The sequence below is a fragment of the Granulicella sp. L60 genome (assembly GCF_009765825.1).
Classification (GTDB): Bacteria; Acidobacteriota; Terriglobia; order Terriglobales; family Acidobacteriaceae; genus Edaphobacter.
In genome coordinates this window covers 444,520-461,376 of the sequence record NZ_LMUR01000018.1, presented here as the reverse complement: position 1 = coordinate 461,376, position 16,857 = coordinate 444,520, and the positions used below count along the sequence as shown (strand labels likewise).

The window sequence follows — 16,857 nt, the reverse complement described above, 5'->3', positions numbered from 1 at the left end:
TCTATGTCTCCTCATGCGCGGTGGACTAGTTGGATGGTGCAGAGACGGTGGCTGAGAGGTTGCTGATGATGGCAAGCTCGTACTCCGATCCGGTAGAGGCGGTGAAGTAGAGGTAGGCCACGGGAGGAACGGAGACGCTGCCGGAGAAGACCTGGGTGCCGTCCATGGTTACGGTCATCATTCCCTGCACGATGGATACGACGTAGTCGTGCGAGACGGTAGAGCCTGTCGTCGCAAGGGCGGGGATGTTGGTGTTGACGTTGGAGTATGGATTCTTCCAGAGAGGAATTTCTCCTCTGGTGACGCCGAGGTATGGAATCGGTGGATCGCCTGGATTTTCGAAGTCGTCGAATGCGAGGACGAATCCGGGGATTCCTTCGGCACCGAGCCCCTCACCGGTGAGGCCGGTGCTGGTGGGGGTTGCTCCGAGCGATGGATCGCCGAGCACGAGAGCGAAGCCGTCGGCTGGGGGAACGCTTGCTTCGCTGGTGGTAATGGTGAAGCTGAGCTGGATGTCGCCGGTGGAGATGAGGGTCGGCCAGATGATGCTGCCTTCCTGATTTTTTGTGGCGGCGGAGAGTTGCACGGAACAGGTGGGGTCTGGGGCGAGAGCGTCTCCGAGCGATGTCCAACCTTCGCAGAGGTTGCCGATGCCCGATAGAGCTCCGACGAAGAGGGCTGCCGAAGTGCTGGTGACCGGAGATGTCGTTCCGTTGGTGACGACGACGTAGTAGACCGAGCCCGACTCTGCTGTGGTCGTGGAGGGTTGTGTGTAGGTTGCGGAGGTGGCTCCTGGGACGACCTCGAAGCTGGAGCTGCCGGGGGCGGCTACGAACCACTGGTACGTCAAGGTAAGAGCGGAGACTGCGGTTACGGAGAATGTCGCTGGAGATCCCGCGTTGACGTACTGATTTGTCGGCTGCTGCGTGATCAGGATTCCGCTGCCTACGGCCAGAGTGGCTTTGATGGAGGTGGCCTGGCCGTAGCTGTTGGTGACGATGACGTAGTAGGCGTCTTGATCGTTAGTGATGGTGGTTGCGGTGTCCGGCACGGTGTAGCTAGCCGAGGTGGCGCCGGTGATTGCATTACTCGTCGTCGTTCCGGCGGGGACTTGATACCACTGATAGAGGAGCGTGGGAGTTCCTGCCGCTACCACAGTAAAGGTTGCTGTGCCGCCTACCGCGACGGTCTGGCTGATCGGTTGGGTGATGATCGTTGGCGGGTCCTGGCCATCGTTGACGATCAGGGTCGCAGAGTCGCTGGTGATGGCGCTGCCTCCGCATGCGTCGGTCACCTTGGCAAAGTACTGGGCGCCGTTCGAGTTCGTTGTTGCGACCTGGGTGGTGTAGGTGCTCGACGTTGCTCCGGCGATGGCGACTGCTGCCGGAGCGCCGGGAGCGATGACGTACCACTGATAGCTGAAGGGGGCTTCGCCGGTGGCTGCGACGGAGAAGGTGGCTGTCTGATTGATGAGGATGGAAAGACTGACAGGGTTCGAGGTGATGGTCGATCCTACGACGACCTTGGCAACGTTTGATGTGACGCTACCTGCTCCGTTGGTTACGGTGACGGTGTAGTTTCCGCTGTCCATGGAAGCGGCGCTGGGGATGTAGTAGCTGGAGCTTGTGGCGCCTTGAATGGGTGTTCCGTTGAGGTTCCACTGAAAGCTGGTGGCGTATCTGGCGACGACGGAGAGTTTGATCGTGGAGTTGGTGCAGACGTTCTCGCTGGATGGCTGGGTAGTGATCACCGGAAGGCTAATGGTCATGGTGGTGCTGGCGGAGACGGAGGGTTCGTCTACGCTGGTGGCCGTGATGGTGTAGGTGCCGACGGTGTTTGGCGAGGTCCATACATTGCCGGCGAAGGTTCCACCGGATGCCGTCCAGGTGAGGGCGTCGGTTGCGCCGCCGGAGACGGTTGCGGTGAAGTTCTGGGTTACGGGAGCTACTGTCTCGTCGCCGGGAACGATTTTGGAGATGGTGACGCCCAGCGGTACGACAGTGCATGTGGTGAAGGCGACTGCGCCTCCTGTACCTGTGACGGAGAGTGTGTAGGTTTTGGCTGCGGTTATCAGCAGTGTTGCGTAGGAGCCGCCGCTGACGGCTGAGGCGGTGATGTCGAGAGTTCCGACTCCCGTGGACCCGATGACGGCGGTGCCACCGGAGAAGGTGGGGATCAGGGTTGCGGAGGAGTTATAGGGCGGCGTGATTGGACTGCAGGCCAGGAACGAGGCCACGGGGATCGAGTTCTTTACCGTCAACGTGGCTGGGCCGCCGTTGGCTGATCCGGCGACGTTGGTGACCGTGACGGTGTACTGCGAGCCGTTGTCGCTGCTTACGGTTGCGGGTGTTGTGTAGGTGCTGGACGTGGCTCCGGCGATCAAGGTTCCGTCTTTGTACCACTGGTACGTGAGAGGCGCGGTGCCGGTGGCGGCGACGTTGAAGGTTGCTGTCTGGCCCGCAGTTACGGTCTGGTTTGCGGGTGGCGTGGTGATGACGGGAGCGGTGTTCACCGTGAGTGTTGCAGGGCCACTGGTGGCTGAACCAGCGATGTTTGTCACGGTGACGGTGAAGATGGTGCCGATGTCGCTACTTACTGTTGCTGGGGTTGTGTAACTGCTCGATGTTGCTCCGCCTATCGCAACTCCGCCTCGGTACCACTGGTAGCTTAAGGGGCCTGTTCCGCTGGCAGTTACGTTGAAGGTCGCGGTTTGGCCTGCCGTTACGGTCTGGTTTGCGGGTGAGGTGACGACGATCGGAACGGTGTTCACGGTCAACGTGGCGGGTGTGCTGGTGACGGTGCCACCTGGGCTCGTCACAACGACGGTGTAGATAGAGCCGCTGTTGGTGCCCGTGGTTGCCGGAGTGGTGTAGGTACTGGAGGTGGCTCCGCCGATTGCTACTCCGCCCTGGTACCACTGGTACGTAAGAGGACCGGTGCCGGTGGCGGTGACGCTGAAGGTCGCCGTCTGTCCAGCCGTTACTGCCTGGTTTATCGGTTCACCGGTGATTGAGGGAGGCGTGGGGGCTGGGGTGATGACCGTCAATGTAGCCGGGTTGCTGGTGACGGTTCCCAGAGAGTTTGCCACGGTTACGGTGAAGGTTGAGCCGCTATCGGCGCTTGTTGTGGCAGGAGTGGTGTAGGTGTTCGAATTTGCGCCCGCGATTGCGACGCCGCCTTTGTACCACTGATAGGTAAAGGGTGCGGCTCCGGTGGCCGTGACGGTGAAGGTGGCGATTTGGCCGGCCTGCACGGTCTGGTTTGCCGGTTGCGTGATGATGAGCGGTGCGTTGGGATCGACCGTTGCAGAGCCGATAGCTACGGTAAGGGTGGCGGGTGTGCTGGTGACGCTGCCTGCGACGTTGGTCACAGTGACGGTGAAGACGGCACCGTTATCGGCGCTGGTGGTTGCCGGAGTGGTGTAGGTGCTGGAGGTGGCTCCGCTGATGGCCGTTCCATTCAGAGACCACTGGTAGGTCATCGGGGTTGCACTGGTGGCAGTCACGGCGAAGGTTGCGGTCTGGCCTACGGGTACAGCCTGGTTCGCGGGTTGACCGGTGATGACTGGCGGCTGGCCGCCGTTGCTGCTCCATCCTCCGCCGCATCCGATGACCGTCAGTAAGACGGCGATCGCGGCCAAGGCTCGAATGAAACCCATCCGAGTTCTCATGGCGGGAAGCACACTTCTGCTTGCGCTGAGGCCAGGCGATGGTGAAGAGGAACGCGGTGAGACACCGTCGAGAAGGAGGTCTCGAAGATCGCCGCGTATGAGAAATAAGGCGGCGGCTGAAAGACTCAGGAACTCGGCTACTTCCATCATCAAAAGGCTCCGTGTACAGAGACGCGAGGTGGAATCAGCTGGTGCCTAATCTTTCGTATCTTGTCCTAACGGACGCGGACAGAGGTACGGCTAGAGCTTGGTTTGCAACGACCGCTAAGTGATAGTCTCCGAACCATAACCCAAAGGTAACCGCACTTCTGTACCCCTTTTGGGGTACGTTTTATGATTCTTTCTTCTCATAACATTTTTGGATCACGGACTTGGCATGCGAAGTAGGTTTGATACCTAAGGCTTCAGTTCGAGTCGCAGGGATGAGAAGGATTTGCGAGTAGAGGTGGAATCTTAGGGGACAACAGGCATAGATAAAACACTGCCTCAATGTCGTCAGAAGTCACGACGACGCGGTCTGAGGAAGGAATCGCATCGGGTGCAGTCGATTATCTTGAGGGCGCCATCCACCGGCAGATTGTTGGTCCGCACAGGTAGAAACAGCGGCAGACGCAAATAAGGGCACCCCTGGTTGGGTGCCCTGCCCTTCCGCTCGATTACCAGAGGGGTACTGGAGCTATCTTAGGGCTAGCGTGGAGTTAGGGGAACCCTTTGAACTTGAATAGTCGGTAAAAAATATAAGACATTCGATCTGGAGTAGATCCGAGATTTCGCTTAGTGCGTGTTCCGTGACAGCCACCGAAGCCAGCGTGGCGCGCTCTGGTACTGCACTCTGTAAGAGGCTATGGTGGCTGTTGGGTGTCGAGGATCGATTGAGCATCTACGAGTGTGCGCTCTCCATTTCTTTTGAACGAGAGCGGGGACTTTACAGGATCGGTACAGCTTAAATCCATACGGTAGAACGCTGGAGAGTCCACGCTACTATAGCTGCATGTTGGTAGACGCGACTCTTCTGATCCAGGACATACAGCTGCTTTGCTTCGCCATCATCTTTGGCGTGCTGGCGCTGCAGCGCTGGAGCGACGCGACCCGACGCTGGCTTTGGTACAGCTTTCTGGCGAATGCGACAGGCGCTATCTTCGATCTTCTTGCAAACTATCTGCCGAGCTGGATCAGTCATGGGATCAACCTCGAGATGATTCCGCTCTCCTACGCATTCACTACTGTAGCCATCGTGTACTTTGAGGGCCGTTATAAAAAGGCGGTGTGGATCTCCGGCGCGATTCTGCTGGCGACGCTGCCTTTGTTTCTGGCATGGCGCAACGATCCCGCGCAGGTTCGCAGCTTTGCCCTGGCGGACCTGGCGATCGCTCTGGAGGTTCTCGTCGCGGCGGTGATTCTGTGCACCGGGACGGAACGGTCGACACGAGCGCCTCGCTTGCTGATGGGAGGATTTCTTTTCGTGTTCGCCATGGTTGAGCTTGCTCGCGTGGGTGTCGCCTTTCTGCTTCATGCGGATCCGGATGCCTTTTCGAGGAAGCTTGAGGTTACGAGCGCAGTAGCGTACATCGTGAACACCTCCGTGCTTCCGTTGGCTTTTATCTGGATGATGAATGCGCGGCTGGAGGCGAACCTGATACAGCAGAGCATCCTGGACCCTCTGACACAGGTGCTCAATCGTCGCGGCCTGGAGCAGGCGCTCGAACGAGAACTTGCACGCTATACCCGCTATAAATACAGTCTTACGGTTGCCATGGTGGATCTCGATCATTTCAAGCGGCTCAACGACACGCATGGCCATGCCACAGGCGATGCTGTACTTGTCGGAGTCGCTGCGCTGCTGAAGCAGACGTTGCGAGAGACCGATGTGTTGGGTCGCGTGGGTGGAGAAGAGTTCGTATTGCTTCTGCCGCATACGAATGCGGAAGAGTCATACGCGATTCTGGAGCGTCTTCGCATGGCTGTGGAGCAGGACGGCGGCACAGTGCCACTTGCGACGATCCACACGACTGCAAGTTTTGGCGCGACTTCCACGCATGGGCGCGAATCGATTACAGGCGCGGAGCTACTGCAAGAAGCAGATGTCGCGCTCTACACTGCGAAGAAGAGCGGACGCAATCAGGTTCGTTTTATTAGCCCTTCCAGTGAAGATGCTGGACCTTTGCATCTCTCCTCCAATCCTGCGAAGAGCTGACGACAAAGGCTCTCGTGAAGCTCATACTGAGATCGCGCAGGTTCGCTGCTGGGGATCGTTTACGTAAACGTGACAAAAGAGTGACAAAGCACCGACAACTTCACTTTGCGCTCAGCCTAGGATCGTCATCAGTAAGAACGCTCTTAGCGAGCTTGAGTTGCCGATGCCCATCCAGAAAACCCGCTCTAAGAAAATCGTCTTCTTTTTTCCTTCCTTCGCGAGTTCGGAGGCTACTGCTCCGCTAGGTATTCTCGCGGTGGCGACGCCCTTGATTCGAGCCGGCTACGAAGTGGTGCTGATCGATTCGACCATAACTCCGGACTTCAAGAAACGTGTTCTGCTGGAGGTCCAGGATGCACTTTGTCTTGGCGTCTCGCTGGTCACGGGGCCGATGATTCGCGAGACCGTGGAGATGGCGCAGAGCATCAAGGATTGGAATCCTGACTTTCCTATCATCCTTGGAGGCTGGCACCCATCACTGCTTCCGGATCAGACGCTGAAGGCGACCTGCCTGGACTACATCGTGCGCGGCCAAGGCGAAGATGCGATGCTGGAGTTGATTCAGCATCTTGAAAGCGGCTCGGCACCGGACCTCATTCCTGGGATCGGATTCAAACGCGACGGCAAGCTGATTCTGACTCCTGAACGTGCGCTGAGGCCGCTGGTGGATATGCCGCCCAAGGCGTATCAGATCGCGGATTTCGATGCGTATGAGCGTGGCTGCGGACGACGCTGGGCGATGTATACCTCGAGCCTGGCCTGTCCGTTCGACTGCGCGTACTGCACCAATGGCGGCGTCTACGGACGCAAGTGGAATGCGCTAGGTGCTGAACAGTTTGCAGAAGAGACGGTCGATCTTACCCGCCGGTACAAGCTTGAACTGCTATGGGTCGTCGACGACAACTTCCTGGTGGACCTGGACCGGGCACGTGAGATCGCCGAGAGATTGGTTCGCGCAAACTCGCAGTACAGGTGGAGCATACAGGCGACCACAAACTTGACCTCGCGGTTAACGACTGAAGATCTGAAACTACTGCGCCGCGCAGGACTGCAGCAGATATGCCAGGGTGTGGATTCTGGCTCACCGAAGATTCTGCAGCTGATGAACAAGACCTTCCAGGACTTTGACCAGATCTACGAGAGTGCGGCGCGGTGCATTGCAGCCGATATTCGCCCCTCGTTCAACATCATCTTCGCGTACCCCGGGGAGGGCCGCAAGGAGCGCAGGGAGACCATCGACTTCATGATGGACGTCTGCCGCCGCTTCCCCGGAGCTGAGTTCTGGACCAACATCTTTACTCCCTATCCTGGCTCGCCGATTATGAAACGCGCCGCCGAGATTGGTATCGAACCACCGGATTCGCTTGAAGGATGGGCTGACTTCTTTCCGCGTTATACCAAGCTTCCGTGGCTGAAGGGCAAGGATCACCAGCGTCTGCAGAATACGCGTGACTATCTACGAATCGCATTCGACCGCATCCCTATCGGCTCGGACACCAGGGACCCGATTACGAGGCTGGCGCAGAAGTCGATCTCGATTCCGGCACGCTGGCGGCTCGATCATGACGTCTACGGCATGCCTGTCGAGCTATGGCTCAATAGCAAGCTGAAGAAGCGGACGGCAACATTGAAGCCCGCGGTGGATGCGAAGCGGCTCTCCCGCACACGGGCGGAGGCTGCGTGCTAAGCGGGAAGACGGACGGCTCTTTTAGGCTGTCCCGCCGCGAGGCTTCTCTTGAATCGTCACTGTGTGGGCTGAAAGCTGCGGGGGTATCGGAACGATCCGTGAGGTTTACGGGATCCATGAAAGGAGGGCTTGCGTGAGCACTGTATTACTGACACATTCGAATCACCTTCGGTTCGACGCAAAGCAGATGCGCAAGATGCAGCCCTATCCTCCGCTGGGCACCCTGTATGCAGCATCCGCTCTGCGCTCAGCGGGGATCTCGGTTGCGGTATTCGACGTCATGCTTGCTGAGGATCCCTTTGGCGGCTTTGCGCGTGCGCTTGAACAGCATCGGCCGGAGATTGTGGTGATCTATGAGGACGACTTCAATTTCGTCACCAAGATGTGTCTGGACCACATGCGAACGACTGCGCATCGGCTTGCGGAACTGGCACATGCGCAGGGAGCGACGGTCGTCGCTCACGGGTCCGACGCTACCGATCATGCTTCAGAGTATCTACGTAACAACGTCGATTACGTTCTCAATGGCGAGGCGGAACGGGCGTTGATTGATGTCTGCGCGGAGCTTCTTCAATCGAAGAAGCCACTCAACGTTGCCGGTGTTGTCTCGTTCGACTGTGACGGAAAGCTGAGGCAAAGCGCAGAGTCCACTGCGAAGAATCCAAGCTGGACAGAGCTGCCGCCACCGGCGCGTGATCTGATCGACATGGAGCCCTACCGTGCGGCGTGGACTGAGGCGCATGGTTACTTCTCCACGAACGTCGTCTCCAGCCGTGGGTGCCCCTATCAATGCAACTGGTGTGCAAAACCTATCTCCGGCAACAAATTTCGGGTTCGTCAACCGGCTGCCGTGGCAGCGGAGATTCACACCCTCAAGGTAGTCCATCAAGTCGATCACATCTGGTTTGGAGACGATATCTTTGCGCTCGATCATCGGTGGATCGAAGAGTTTGCCAAAGAGATGGAGCTACAGGGCGCGGTGTTGCCCTTCAAGATTCAGTCCCGCGCGGACCTGATGTCCGAGTCGACGGTGGCTGCACTGAAACGAGCTGGTTGCGCTGAGATATGGATGGGTGTGGAGTCCGGATCGCAGAAGATATTGGACGCCATGGACAAGAACCTATCACTCACCGATGTCTATATCGCGCGTGAGCGTCTGCGCAAAGCTAATATTCGCGCATGCTATTTTATTCAGTTCGGCTATCCCGGCGAAGGATGGGCGGAGATCGTCGAAACAGCCGAGGTGATACGCCAGACACGTCCGGATGACATCGGTGTCTCGCTAAGCTATCCGCTGCCGGGCACCCGCTTTTACGAACGTGTGCAGGCGCAGCTTGGAAGCAAACGAAACTGGATGAACAGCGATGACCTCTGCATCATGTTCACCGCGCCGTACACGGATGAGTTCTATCGGGTGCTGCGCGACGCCATGCATGCGGAGGTTGCAACGTGGAGCAGTGCTACCGCGCCGACCTCTCATGAATCAGCACAACAGCTCTGGCAACGCCTCGTTGAGATGGAACGCTACGGCCGGAATCCAGATGCGCTAACGCTTTCGGACGATATGGGCGAGCAACCTCGGTTCTCCTCAACCGGTGCGCCGCTCGTGCAGCTCCTCGCGGGGACAACGGAGTCCTAATGCCCGATCTATTGCTTACGCATGGATATTTTCTTTACGAAGATCCTAAAGAGCTGAAGGTCATGAAGCCCTATGCGCCGCTGGGCATTCTTTACCTTTGTTCTCATCTGCGTTCCAAAGGATTTTCTGTCGATGTGTTCGACACGACCTTCTCCAGTCGTGATGCGTTGATTCAGCACCTGCAGTCCGAGAAGCCATCCGTACTTGGTATCTATGCGAACCTGATGACAAGAAGCAATGTCGTCGAGATTGCTGGCATTGCACGTAGCGCGGGCTGGACGGTTGTTGTAGGTGGGCCGGAGCCGGGTGCATACGCTCTTGAATATCTACAGGAGGGCGCGGATTTTGTAGTGTCGGGTGAAGGCGAGCATTCGCTGGAAGAGCTACTTACTGCGTTACGAGTGGCCAAGACCCCTACAGATGCAAAGCGGTCCGACATCTCAGGCATCGCTTATCTGGATGCAGAAGGCCACTTCCACCAGAATCCGGCACGAACACAGATAGCGGATCTCGACGCGCAACCATGGCCGGCGCGCAAAGCAATAGACATTCAACGCTATGTCGAAACGTGGCGCACACACCATGGCAAGGGCTCTGTAAATTTCATTACGGCACGCGGCTGTCCGTTCCGCTGCCAGTGGTGCAGCCATCAGGTGTATGGGCAGACGCACCGGCGCCGCAATCCGATCAAAGTTGTCGATGAGGTGGAGTGGCTGGTGAAGGAGTACTCGCCCGATATGCTGTGGGTCTCCGATGACGTCTTTACGATCAACCACACGTGGCTGCGTGAGTATGCGAAAGAGATGCGGCAGCGCGGTCTCCGTATGCCATTTGAGTGCATTTCGCGTGCTGATCGTCTGAACGATGAGATGTTCGACCTGCTGCAGGAGCTTGGGTGCTTCCGCATATGGATCGGTTCGGAGAGCGGCTCGCAGCGGCTGCTGGATTCCATGGATCGCGGCGTGAAGATTGAACAGGTGCAGCGTGCGATCGAGATGAGCCGCCAGCGAAAAATTCAGAGTGGCATGTTCTTGATGTGGGGGTACGAGGGTGAAGAGATGCAGGATATCGAAGCTACGATCCAGCATGTCAGCAAATCGAAGCCTGACATCTTCTTCACCACGGTCTCCTATCCAATCAAGGGCACACCTTACTATCGTCAGATAGAAGATAAACTGGTACAGCTCAAGCCCTGGGGACAGAGCTCCGACCGCGAGATTAAGATCAAGGGACGCCACTCACTGCGCTACTACGCCTATGCGGATAAGCTGCTGCGGGATGAGGTCGAACTCTCTCGTCTAAAGGACAATGCGGCCTCAGATATTGCACTGCTCAACCAGCTACAAACAGACATCCAAGTCTCACGTGCAGGGCTGCTTGCAACCCAGGCCGAGGTGGATGCATAAATGTCAGCATCCTCGTTTAGCACAAACACGCCACCGGCAGGGCTTGCATTCGACCTTGCTGCGTCGAGTTACGACGAAACATTTACGTCTTCCCTGATCGGACGCACACAGCGGAACTCCGTGTGGAGCGTTCTGCAAAATACGTTTCGGGCTGGCGATACGGTGCTTGAACTGAACTGCGGCACGGGAGAAGATGCTCTTCAACTTGCCCGCATGGGAGTTACGGTACTCGCATGCGATGCGTCTTCAGAGATGGTCGATATCGCTCGCAGACGAGCAGGTTTTCTGCAGCCGCAGTCGTCGATCGGCGTTATCCATCTGCCTACAGAGCGTGTTCACGAGTTGGAAGCGGGCATGTTCGATGGAGTCTTCTCTAACTTTTCCGGACTCAACTGCATCGAGGATCTGCCCGCTACGGCGGCCGCTCTTTCACGACTGGTAAAGCCGGAGTCTCAACTCTTACTCTGCTTCTCCACTCGTTTCTGCATCACCGAGATACTTTACTTCCTATCGATCGGACGGTGGCGCAAGGCGTTCCGACGCTGCTCTGGCCGTACGGTTGCGATTATTAATCAGCATACTTTTGCTGTCTACTATCCAACGCTTCGCCAACTCAAGGCTGCGTTTCATCCTTATTTCAAGCTGCGTTTATGTGTCGGAATAGGTGTAACGGTTCCACCGTCTTATTTGGAAGGCTGGGCTCGCAGACATCCTCGTGTCTTCGAGGTGTTGTGCCGATTAGAGAGCTTCGTGGCTTCTCTGCCGGGAGTTCGTAACTTCGGAGACCACATTCTGCTGCGCTTCGAGAGGGTGAGCCATGTCGAAGCCTGACCTTGAGGGGTCCGTGCGAACTTCGTCAGTATCAGAGATGGCGATCTTGCTACGCTGTCCTCGATGCGTCGTCCCGCTGCAAGTCTCGCATGAAGATGCAGACGGAGATATCTCTGCGACCTGCCCTATCTGTAAGAGCGTCTTCCCGTGCGTGGATGGAATCTGGCGCTGCCTGACGTCGGATCGCATTGAGCACTTCGCTCTTTTTATCGCAGACTATGAGACGATACGCGCCGCCGAAGGCCGTGGAAGCAGCGATGCGGCTTATTATCTTGCCCTGCCGTGGAAGGATCGGTCAGGTGCAAATCAACAGCAATGGTCGATTCGTGCAAAGACTTACCAATATATAGAACGCAACATACTTTCCACGATGGCTGCACGTCAGGGCGAACCTCTTCGAGTGCTGGACCTTGGCGCTGGCAACGGCTGGCTTAGCTATCGGCTGGCCAGGATGGGACACGCTCCGGTGGCTGTTGACCTTCTGACGAATGATCGCGATGGTCTGGGTGCGGCGAGTCACTATGCAGGCAGCATCTCACCGCTCTTCCACCGTGTACAGGCTGAAGTGGATCACCTACCCTTTGCAGATGCCAGCTTCAACCTAGTCATCTTCAACTCGTCCTTCCACTACTCTACGGACTACATCCGAACACTCCGTGAAGCGTTGCGCTGCACCGCGCCTGGAGGGGCTGTGCTGATCGCAGATACGCCGTGGTATCTCCACGAGAGCAGCGGTCGCGAGATGGTGGAAGAGCGGAAGACCTACTTCAAGCGGCGTTTTGGATTTGCCTCAGACTCCGTTCCAAGTCTCGAGTTTCTTACTGATGAACGCATTAATAATCTGAGATCGGCTCTCAAGCTTGACCTTACGGTGCATCGTCCTTTTTATGGTGTCCGTTGGGCTCTGCGTCCATTCCTCGCAAAGCTACGGCGACGAAGGTCTCCCTCACGTTTTTATATTTATAAGGCACAGGTGGCACGATGATCGTACTCTTCCATCCAAGAGCCACTCGACCGCGCAATCGCCGTCTACCTCTTGCAGTTTTGGCGCTTGCGGCAGTGCTGGAAGGCCGCGAGGAATATGAGATTGTCGACGGCAATCTGGAAGATGATCCCACTGCCGTTATTCTCGGCCTGATCGATCGGCATAACGTGGAGCTTCTTGGCGTATCGACCATGCCAGGGCCACAGATGGTTGCAGCTATGGAAACCTCTCGCGAGATTCGCCGACTGCGCCCTGACGTCAAGATCTGCTGGGGCGGCTACTTCCCTTCTATCTATCCTGAATCTGCACTGAATGCGCGTTATGTCGACTTCATCGTGCGCGGACAGGGAGAAGATACACTGCTGGAACTGATGGACGCGCTGCGCGGAAGACGCAGCTTCGAGTCGATCCTTGGACTTTCGTACAAGGATCAGTTTGGCTTGCAGCGCAGTAATGCAGAACGTCCGATGAAAGGTCCGGATGAGTTTCCCTGGTCTCCTTTTCATCGTCTGCCGACCGAGACATATCTGCGTCCTTCATTCTTTGGTAAACGGACAGCGGTCCACCATGCGAGTATAGGCTGCCCTTTCAACTGCTCCTTTTGCGGCGTTCATGCGGCCTATGGAAATAAGGAAAAGATGGAGTCGCCGGAGCGCACGGTCGCGATTCTTACGCACCTTGTGGAACGGTATGGCGCGGACTCGGTGCAGTTCTACGACATGAATTTTTTTCTTCGCGAGGACCACGCGCGGGAGCTTTGCGACAGGATGGCTCACCTCAACCTTCGCTGGTGGTGCGAGGCGCGTGTGGATATTATGTCTCGCTACTCGGATGAGACCTTCGCCGCGATCAAGCGAGCCGGCTGCACCATGATCTTCTTCGGCGCGGAGTCCGGCTCGGATTGGGTGCTTGACGAGATGCAGAAAGGAATTACGACCGCGCAGACGCTTGAGATCGCTAAAAGAACGTATCAGTTTGGCATCATCCCAGAGTTTTCCTTCGTCATCGGCAACCCGAATGATCCTGAGCGAGACACGCGGGAGACTCTTCGCTTTATCCGCAAGATCAAGCGGATCAATCCTGACTCCGAAATCATTATTCAGCACTACACGCCTACGCCCCAGACTCATAAGGCCGGTGGCGAGATGTATGGCAACATCGACGCGAAGATCAATTTTCCGGACACGCCCGCAGAGTGGGCCACTAAAGAGTGGATGGACTTCACACTTCGCATCGACACGCATGCACCGTGGCTCAAGATGAAGACCAAACGTCTCATCGATAACTTTGAGATCGTTGTCGGCTCGCGGTGGCCTACGGTTCAGGATATTCGTGCTCCACAGTGGAGTCGCAGGCTGTTGAAGATGCTGAGCGCGTGGCGATATGCACTTCACATCTATAGTTTTCCTGTGGAGCTCCATCTGGCCAACCATTTGATTGCGCTTCGTAAACCTAAGCGCGAAAGCTTATGAGTGTCACCGCAAACTCGAGTCCTTCGCCGCTGACGGAATTCGATATCTGGGCGTCTATCTACGACGAACAGAATAATCCTATGTTTACGCTGGAGGAACGTCATCTCGAAGCGCTGTTGCCGACGCTCGGAGGGAAATGCGTCTTCGAAGCAGGCTGCGGTACCGGACGCTGGCTTGGCAAACTCGCTGCGCTTGGGCCAGCATCGTTGAGCGGTATCGACGCTTCTTCAGCCATGCTTGATCATGCTAAGAGCAAGCTTGACGATACGGCGCAGCTTCATCTCGGGGACTGCTCCTCGCTGCCTGTAAGCGACGGCTCCGTGGATGTACTTCTTTCCTCTTTTGTCCTCAGCTATCTCCCGGATCTGGATAATTTCGCGCGCGAGTGCAGCCGAGTGCTGCGTCCCGGCGGAACACTGCTCCTCTCTGATTTGAATCCCGACACAGCATCTTCTCGCGGGTGGAGTCGAAGCTTTCGGTGTGGCGGTGAGTATTTTGAAGTTCCGTGGTTTGACCGTTCTCTGGCGCTGGTTGTAGCCGCATTCCAAAAGTCGGGATTCAGCCTGCAACATGCGATAACGCCCGCTTTCGACGAACCGGAACGTTTCATCTTTGAACGATCCGGAAAACTAGAGGAGTACGACAGACTTACGGATGTGCCGGCAATCTACATCCTCAAGCTACAGAAGAACCGCACATCTTCTGATCTTCAGGCGCCTCACGAGCTACTGCTGACGAATGCGTCGATTTCGTCCGGGCCGGCCACAGTCAACGGAACTACGGTGAATATAGCGAAGGGGCGCATCGCGTCGGCTATCGTTGCCGCAACTGTTGCTTCGAGATCTGTTCTTGACCTCTCTGGTCTTCTGGTTCTCCCCGGCCTTATCAACGCGCACGACCATTTAGAGTTTGCTCTCTTCCCAAACCTTGGACGGAACTCTGAAGAGGATCCGTACCTAAATGCAACGGAGTGGTCCAGGGAGATTCACTCGCGTCATGCAGAGACCATCGCTCGACATCGACAGGTTCCTAAATCGACTCGTCTATGGTGGGGAACTATACGCAACCTGCTGTGCGGTGTGACGACCGTTTGCCACCATAATCCCGCACATCCTGACTTTGCGCATACAGAGTTTCCGGTGCGGGTCGTCTCACATCTTCGATGGTCTCACTCTCTTGCCCTCGCCCCGGAGATCACACATACGTTTTGCGATACTCCACACGATGCTCCGTTCATTGTTCACGCAGCGGAAGGAGTGGACGTAGAGGCCTGCGGTGAGATTACGCGGCTTGAAGAGATGTCTCTTCTAGATGATCGGACAGTACTTGTTCATGGACTTGGTCTCTCTAAAGAAGATGTCGAGCTGATCAATAGTCGCAATGCAGCGGTAATCGCATGCCCTAGCTCCAATCAGTTTCTGTTCCATCAATCGCCGTCACTTGAGAGGCTCAACTCGGTTCGCAGGATCGCTTTAGGGAGCGACTCTCCTCTTACCGGTGCAGGTGACCTTCTCGACGAGATTCATTACGCGCATGAGCAGACAGGAATCTCATCCACCATGGCGTATGAGATGGTGACACGCGGAGCTGCCGCCATTCTTCGTCTGCGCGATGGCGAAGGCGAGATTATCGACGGGGGAGTTGCGGACTTGATCGCTGTTCGTACGCCTCATGTCGAACCAGCTCTGGCGGTCGCGCATTTGAGATTCGATCAGATCGAACTCGTCATGATCTCCGGCAACGTTCAGATGGCTTCCGCTGAAATCTACGAATGCACGCCGCAACAAGCACGGGTGGGGATGCAACTACTCGAGGTGGAAGGACACATGCGATGGGTGCGTGCTCCCCTAGATTTTCTTTTTGCCTCTGCAGAAGAGGTTCTCGGTAAAGGCGAATTACGTCTGGGCGGTAAGGCGGTGCGCCATGTCGCAGCTCTATAGTATCCATCCTATTGAGGCGCCACCAGATGAGATGTCTCGCGTACAACAGCTCCCTATCCTTCTTCTGAACGTGCATAGCAACTGCAACTGCCGCTGCGTGATGTGCGACATCTGGAGACGAAAAGAACACGACGAATTACAGCATGAGGATCTCGAGCGTCATCGCGATTCCCTGAAGAGGCTCGGCGTGCAACACGTTGTTCTTACCGGGGGCGAGCCTCTTCTGCACACTCGACTCGAAAGCCTGTGCGATTTCTTCCGTCAACTCGATATCCGGCTTACTTTACTAACCACTGGCCTGCTGCTCTACAAACACGCCGCAGTCGTCGCGGAATATTTTACGGATGTCATCATATCCATCGATGGGCCAGCTCCCGTTCACGACCATATTCGTCGTGTGCGGAACGCACTTGCGCTCATCGAGCGAGGCATGGCAGAGGTGCGCCGCCTGCGCCCTACGATCGTGATCAACTGCCGAACGACGATTCAGAAGTTTAACCATACTCATCTGCGCGAGACGGTTGCCGCAGTAAAACGCATGAACTTCGACAGCATCTCGTTTCTCGCGGCGGATCTGTCGTCCCAGGCTTTCAATCGCGATCGCCCGTGGGAGCCTGAGCGTCAGAGCGAGGTGGCACTTACCGCCTTAGAACTCGCAGCGCTTGATCGCGAGATGATTTCAATGATCGAAGAGCGCGCGGATGATATTGATAGTGGATTTATCGTCGAGAGCCCGGCGAAGCTGAGGCTGATTGTGGAACGGTTCCGCGCGCACCTTGGCTTGTCGCGCCCTGCTGCTCCGCTGTGTAACGCACCGTGGGTCTCCGCGGTGGTAGAGATCGACGGCAGCGTGCGGCCGTGCTTCTTTCATGGATCAGTGGGAAATATCAAACACCAGACGCTCTATCAGGCCATCAACAGTCCGGCAGCACTGTCATTTCGCAGCTCACTGGATATCGCGACGAATCCTACATGCCAGCGCTGCGTCTGTTCTCTGAACTATCGGCCCGCGTAAGAGCATGTGGCTATTTTC

At 56.6% G+C, this 16,857-nt stretch carries 10 protein-coding genes; 9 read left to right on the top strand and 1 reads right to left on the bottom strand.

What is annotated here, in order from left to right; translation table 11 throughout:
* Positions 1 to 25 precede the first annotated feature (25 nt).
* The gene (locus GSQ82_RS12265; RefSeq protein ID WP_158792560.1) at positions 26 to 3,658 is read right to left on the bottom strand and encodes an immunoglobulin domain-containing protein; all 3,633 of its coding nucleotides are present in this window, start codon (positions 3,656 to 3,658) and stop codon (positions 26 to 28) included.
* A 1,003-nt stretch (positions 3,659 to 4,661) separates the two neighbouring features.
* Here GSQ82_RS12265 and GSQ82_RS12260 point away from each other — a divergent pair.
* The 9 genes from GSQ82_RS12260 (at position 4,662) to GSQ82_RS12220 (ending at position 16,839) form a co-directional block, all read left to right on the top strand.
* On the top strand, positions 4,662 to 5,864 hold the full coding sequence (locus tag GSQ82_RS12260; RefSeq protein WP_158792559.1) for a GGDEF domain-containing protein: 1,203 nt from the start codon (positions 4,662 to 4,664) through the stop codon (positions 5,862 to 5,864).
* A 163-nt stretch (positions 5,865 to 6,027) separates the two neighbouring features.
* Positions 6,028 to 7,551 carry a B12-binding domain-containing radical SAM protein gene (locus GSQ82_RS12255; RefSeq protein ID WP_158792558.1) on the top strand — a complete coding sequence of 508 codons (1,524 nt, stop codon included), beginning with the start codon at positions 6,028 to 6,030 and terminating at the stop codon, positions 7,549 to 7,551.
* A 133-nt stretch (positions 7,552 to 7,684) separates the two neighbouring features.
* On the top strand, positions 7,685 to 9,190 hold the full coding sequence (locus GSQ82_RS12250) for a radical SAM protein (protein ID WP_254061606.1): 1,506 nt from the start codon (positions 7,685 to 7,687) through the stop codon (positions 9,188 to 9,190).
* The gene (locus GSQ82_RS12245; RefSeq protein WP_158792557.1) at positions 9,190 to 10,596 is read left to right on the top strand and encodes a B12-binding domain-containing radical SAM protein; all 1,407 of its coding nucleotides are present in this window, start codon (positions 9,190 to 9,192) and stop codon (positions 10,594 to 10,596) included. Before GSQ82_RS12250 ends, GSQ82_RS12245 begins: the two co-directional genes overlap by 1 nt.
* Positions 10,597 to 11,427, top strand: coding sequence for a bifunctional 2-polyprenyl-6-hydroxyphenol methylase/3-demethylubiquinol 3-O-methyltransferase UbiG (locus GSQ82_RS12240; protein ID WP_158792556.1), 831 nt, complete (start codon positions 10,597 to 10,599; stop codon positions 11,425 to 11,427). It abuts the gene before it with no gap.
* A 151-nt stretch (positions 11,428 to 11,578) separates the two neighbouring features.
* Positions 11,579 to 12,412, top strand: coding sequence for a class I SAM-dependent methyltransferase (locus tag GSQ82_RS12235; RefSeq protein WP_254061605.1), 834 nt, complete (start codon positions 11,579 to 11,581; stop codon positions 12,410 to 12,412).
* The gene (locus GSQ82_RS12230; RefSeq protein ID WP_158792554.1) at positions 12,409 to 13,884 is read left to right on the top strand and encodes a B12-binding domain-containing radical SAM protein; all 1,476 of its coding nucleotides are present in this window, start codon (positions 12,409 to 12,411) and stop codon (positions 13,882 to 13,884) included. Before GSQ82_RS12235 ends, GSQ82_RS12230 begins: the two co-directional genes overlap by 4 nt.
* Positions 13,881 to 15,824 carry a methyltransferase domain-containing protein gene (locus GSQ82_RS12225; protein ID WP_158792553.1) on the top strand — a complete coding sequence of 648 codons (1,944 nt, stop codon included), beginning with the start codon at positions 13,881 to 13,883 and terminating at the stop codon, positions 15,822 to 15,824. Before GSQ82_RS12230 ends, GSQ82_RS12225 begins: the two co-directional genes overlap by 4 nt.
* Positions 15,808 to 16,839 (top strand): radical SAM protein, encoded by a 1,032-nt coding sequence (locus tag GSQ82_RS12220; protein ID WP_158792552.1) that lies wholly within the window; start codon positions 15,808 to 15,810, stop codon positions 16,837 to 16,839. Before GSQ82_RS12225 ends, GSQ82_RS12220 begins: the two co-directional genes overlap by 17 nt.
* Positions 16,840 to 16,857 lie beyond the last annotated feature (18 nt).

What these genes read in the sequence shown, in the direction of transcription:
- GSQ82_RS12265 (WP_158792560.1), bottom strand. Translation starts at nt 3,658, where the DNA reads ATGGGTTTCATTCGAGCCTTGGCCGCGATCGCCGTCTTACTGACGGTC.
- GSQ82_RS12255 (WP_158792558.1), top strand. Translation starts at nt 6,028, where the DNA reads ATGCCCATCCAGAAAACCCGCTCTAAGAAAATCGTCTTCTTTTTTCCT.
- GSQ82_RS12240 (WP_158792556.1), top strand. Translation starts at nt 10,597, where the DNA reads ATGTCAGCATCCTCGTTTAGCACAAACACGCCACCGGCAGGGCTTGCA.
- GSQ82_RS12220 (WP_158792552.1), top strand. Translation starts at nt 15,808, where the DNA reads ATGTCGCAGCTCTATAGTATCCATCCTATTGAGGCGCCACCAGATGAG.
- GSQ82_RS12245 (WP_158792557.1), top strand. Translation starts at nt 9,190, where the DNA reads ATGCCCGATCTATTGCTTACGCATGGATATTTTCTTTACGAAGATCCT.
- GSQ82_RS12260 (WP_158792559.1), top strand. Translation starts at nt 4,662, where the DNA reads ATGTTGGTAGACGCGACTCTTCTGATCCAGGACATACAGCTGCTTTGC.
- GSQ82_RS12230 (WP_158792554.1), top strand. Translation starts at nt 12,409, where the DNA reads ATGATCGTACTCTTCCATCCAAGAGCCACTCGACCGCGCAATCGCCGT.
- GSQ82_RS12225 (WP_158792553.1), top strand. Translation starts at nt 13,881, where the DNA reads ATGAGTGTCACCGCAAACTCGAGTCCTTCGCCGCTGACGGAATTCGAT.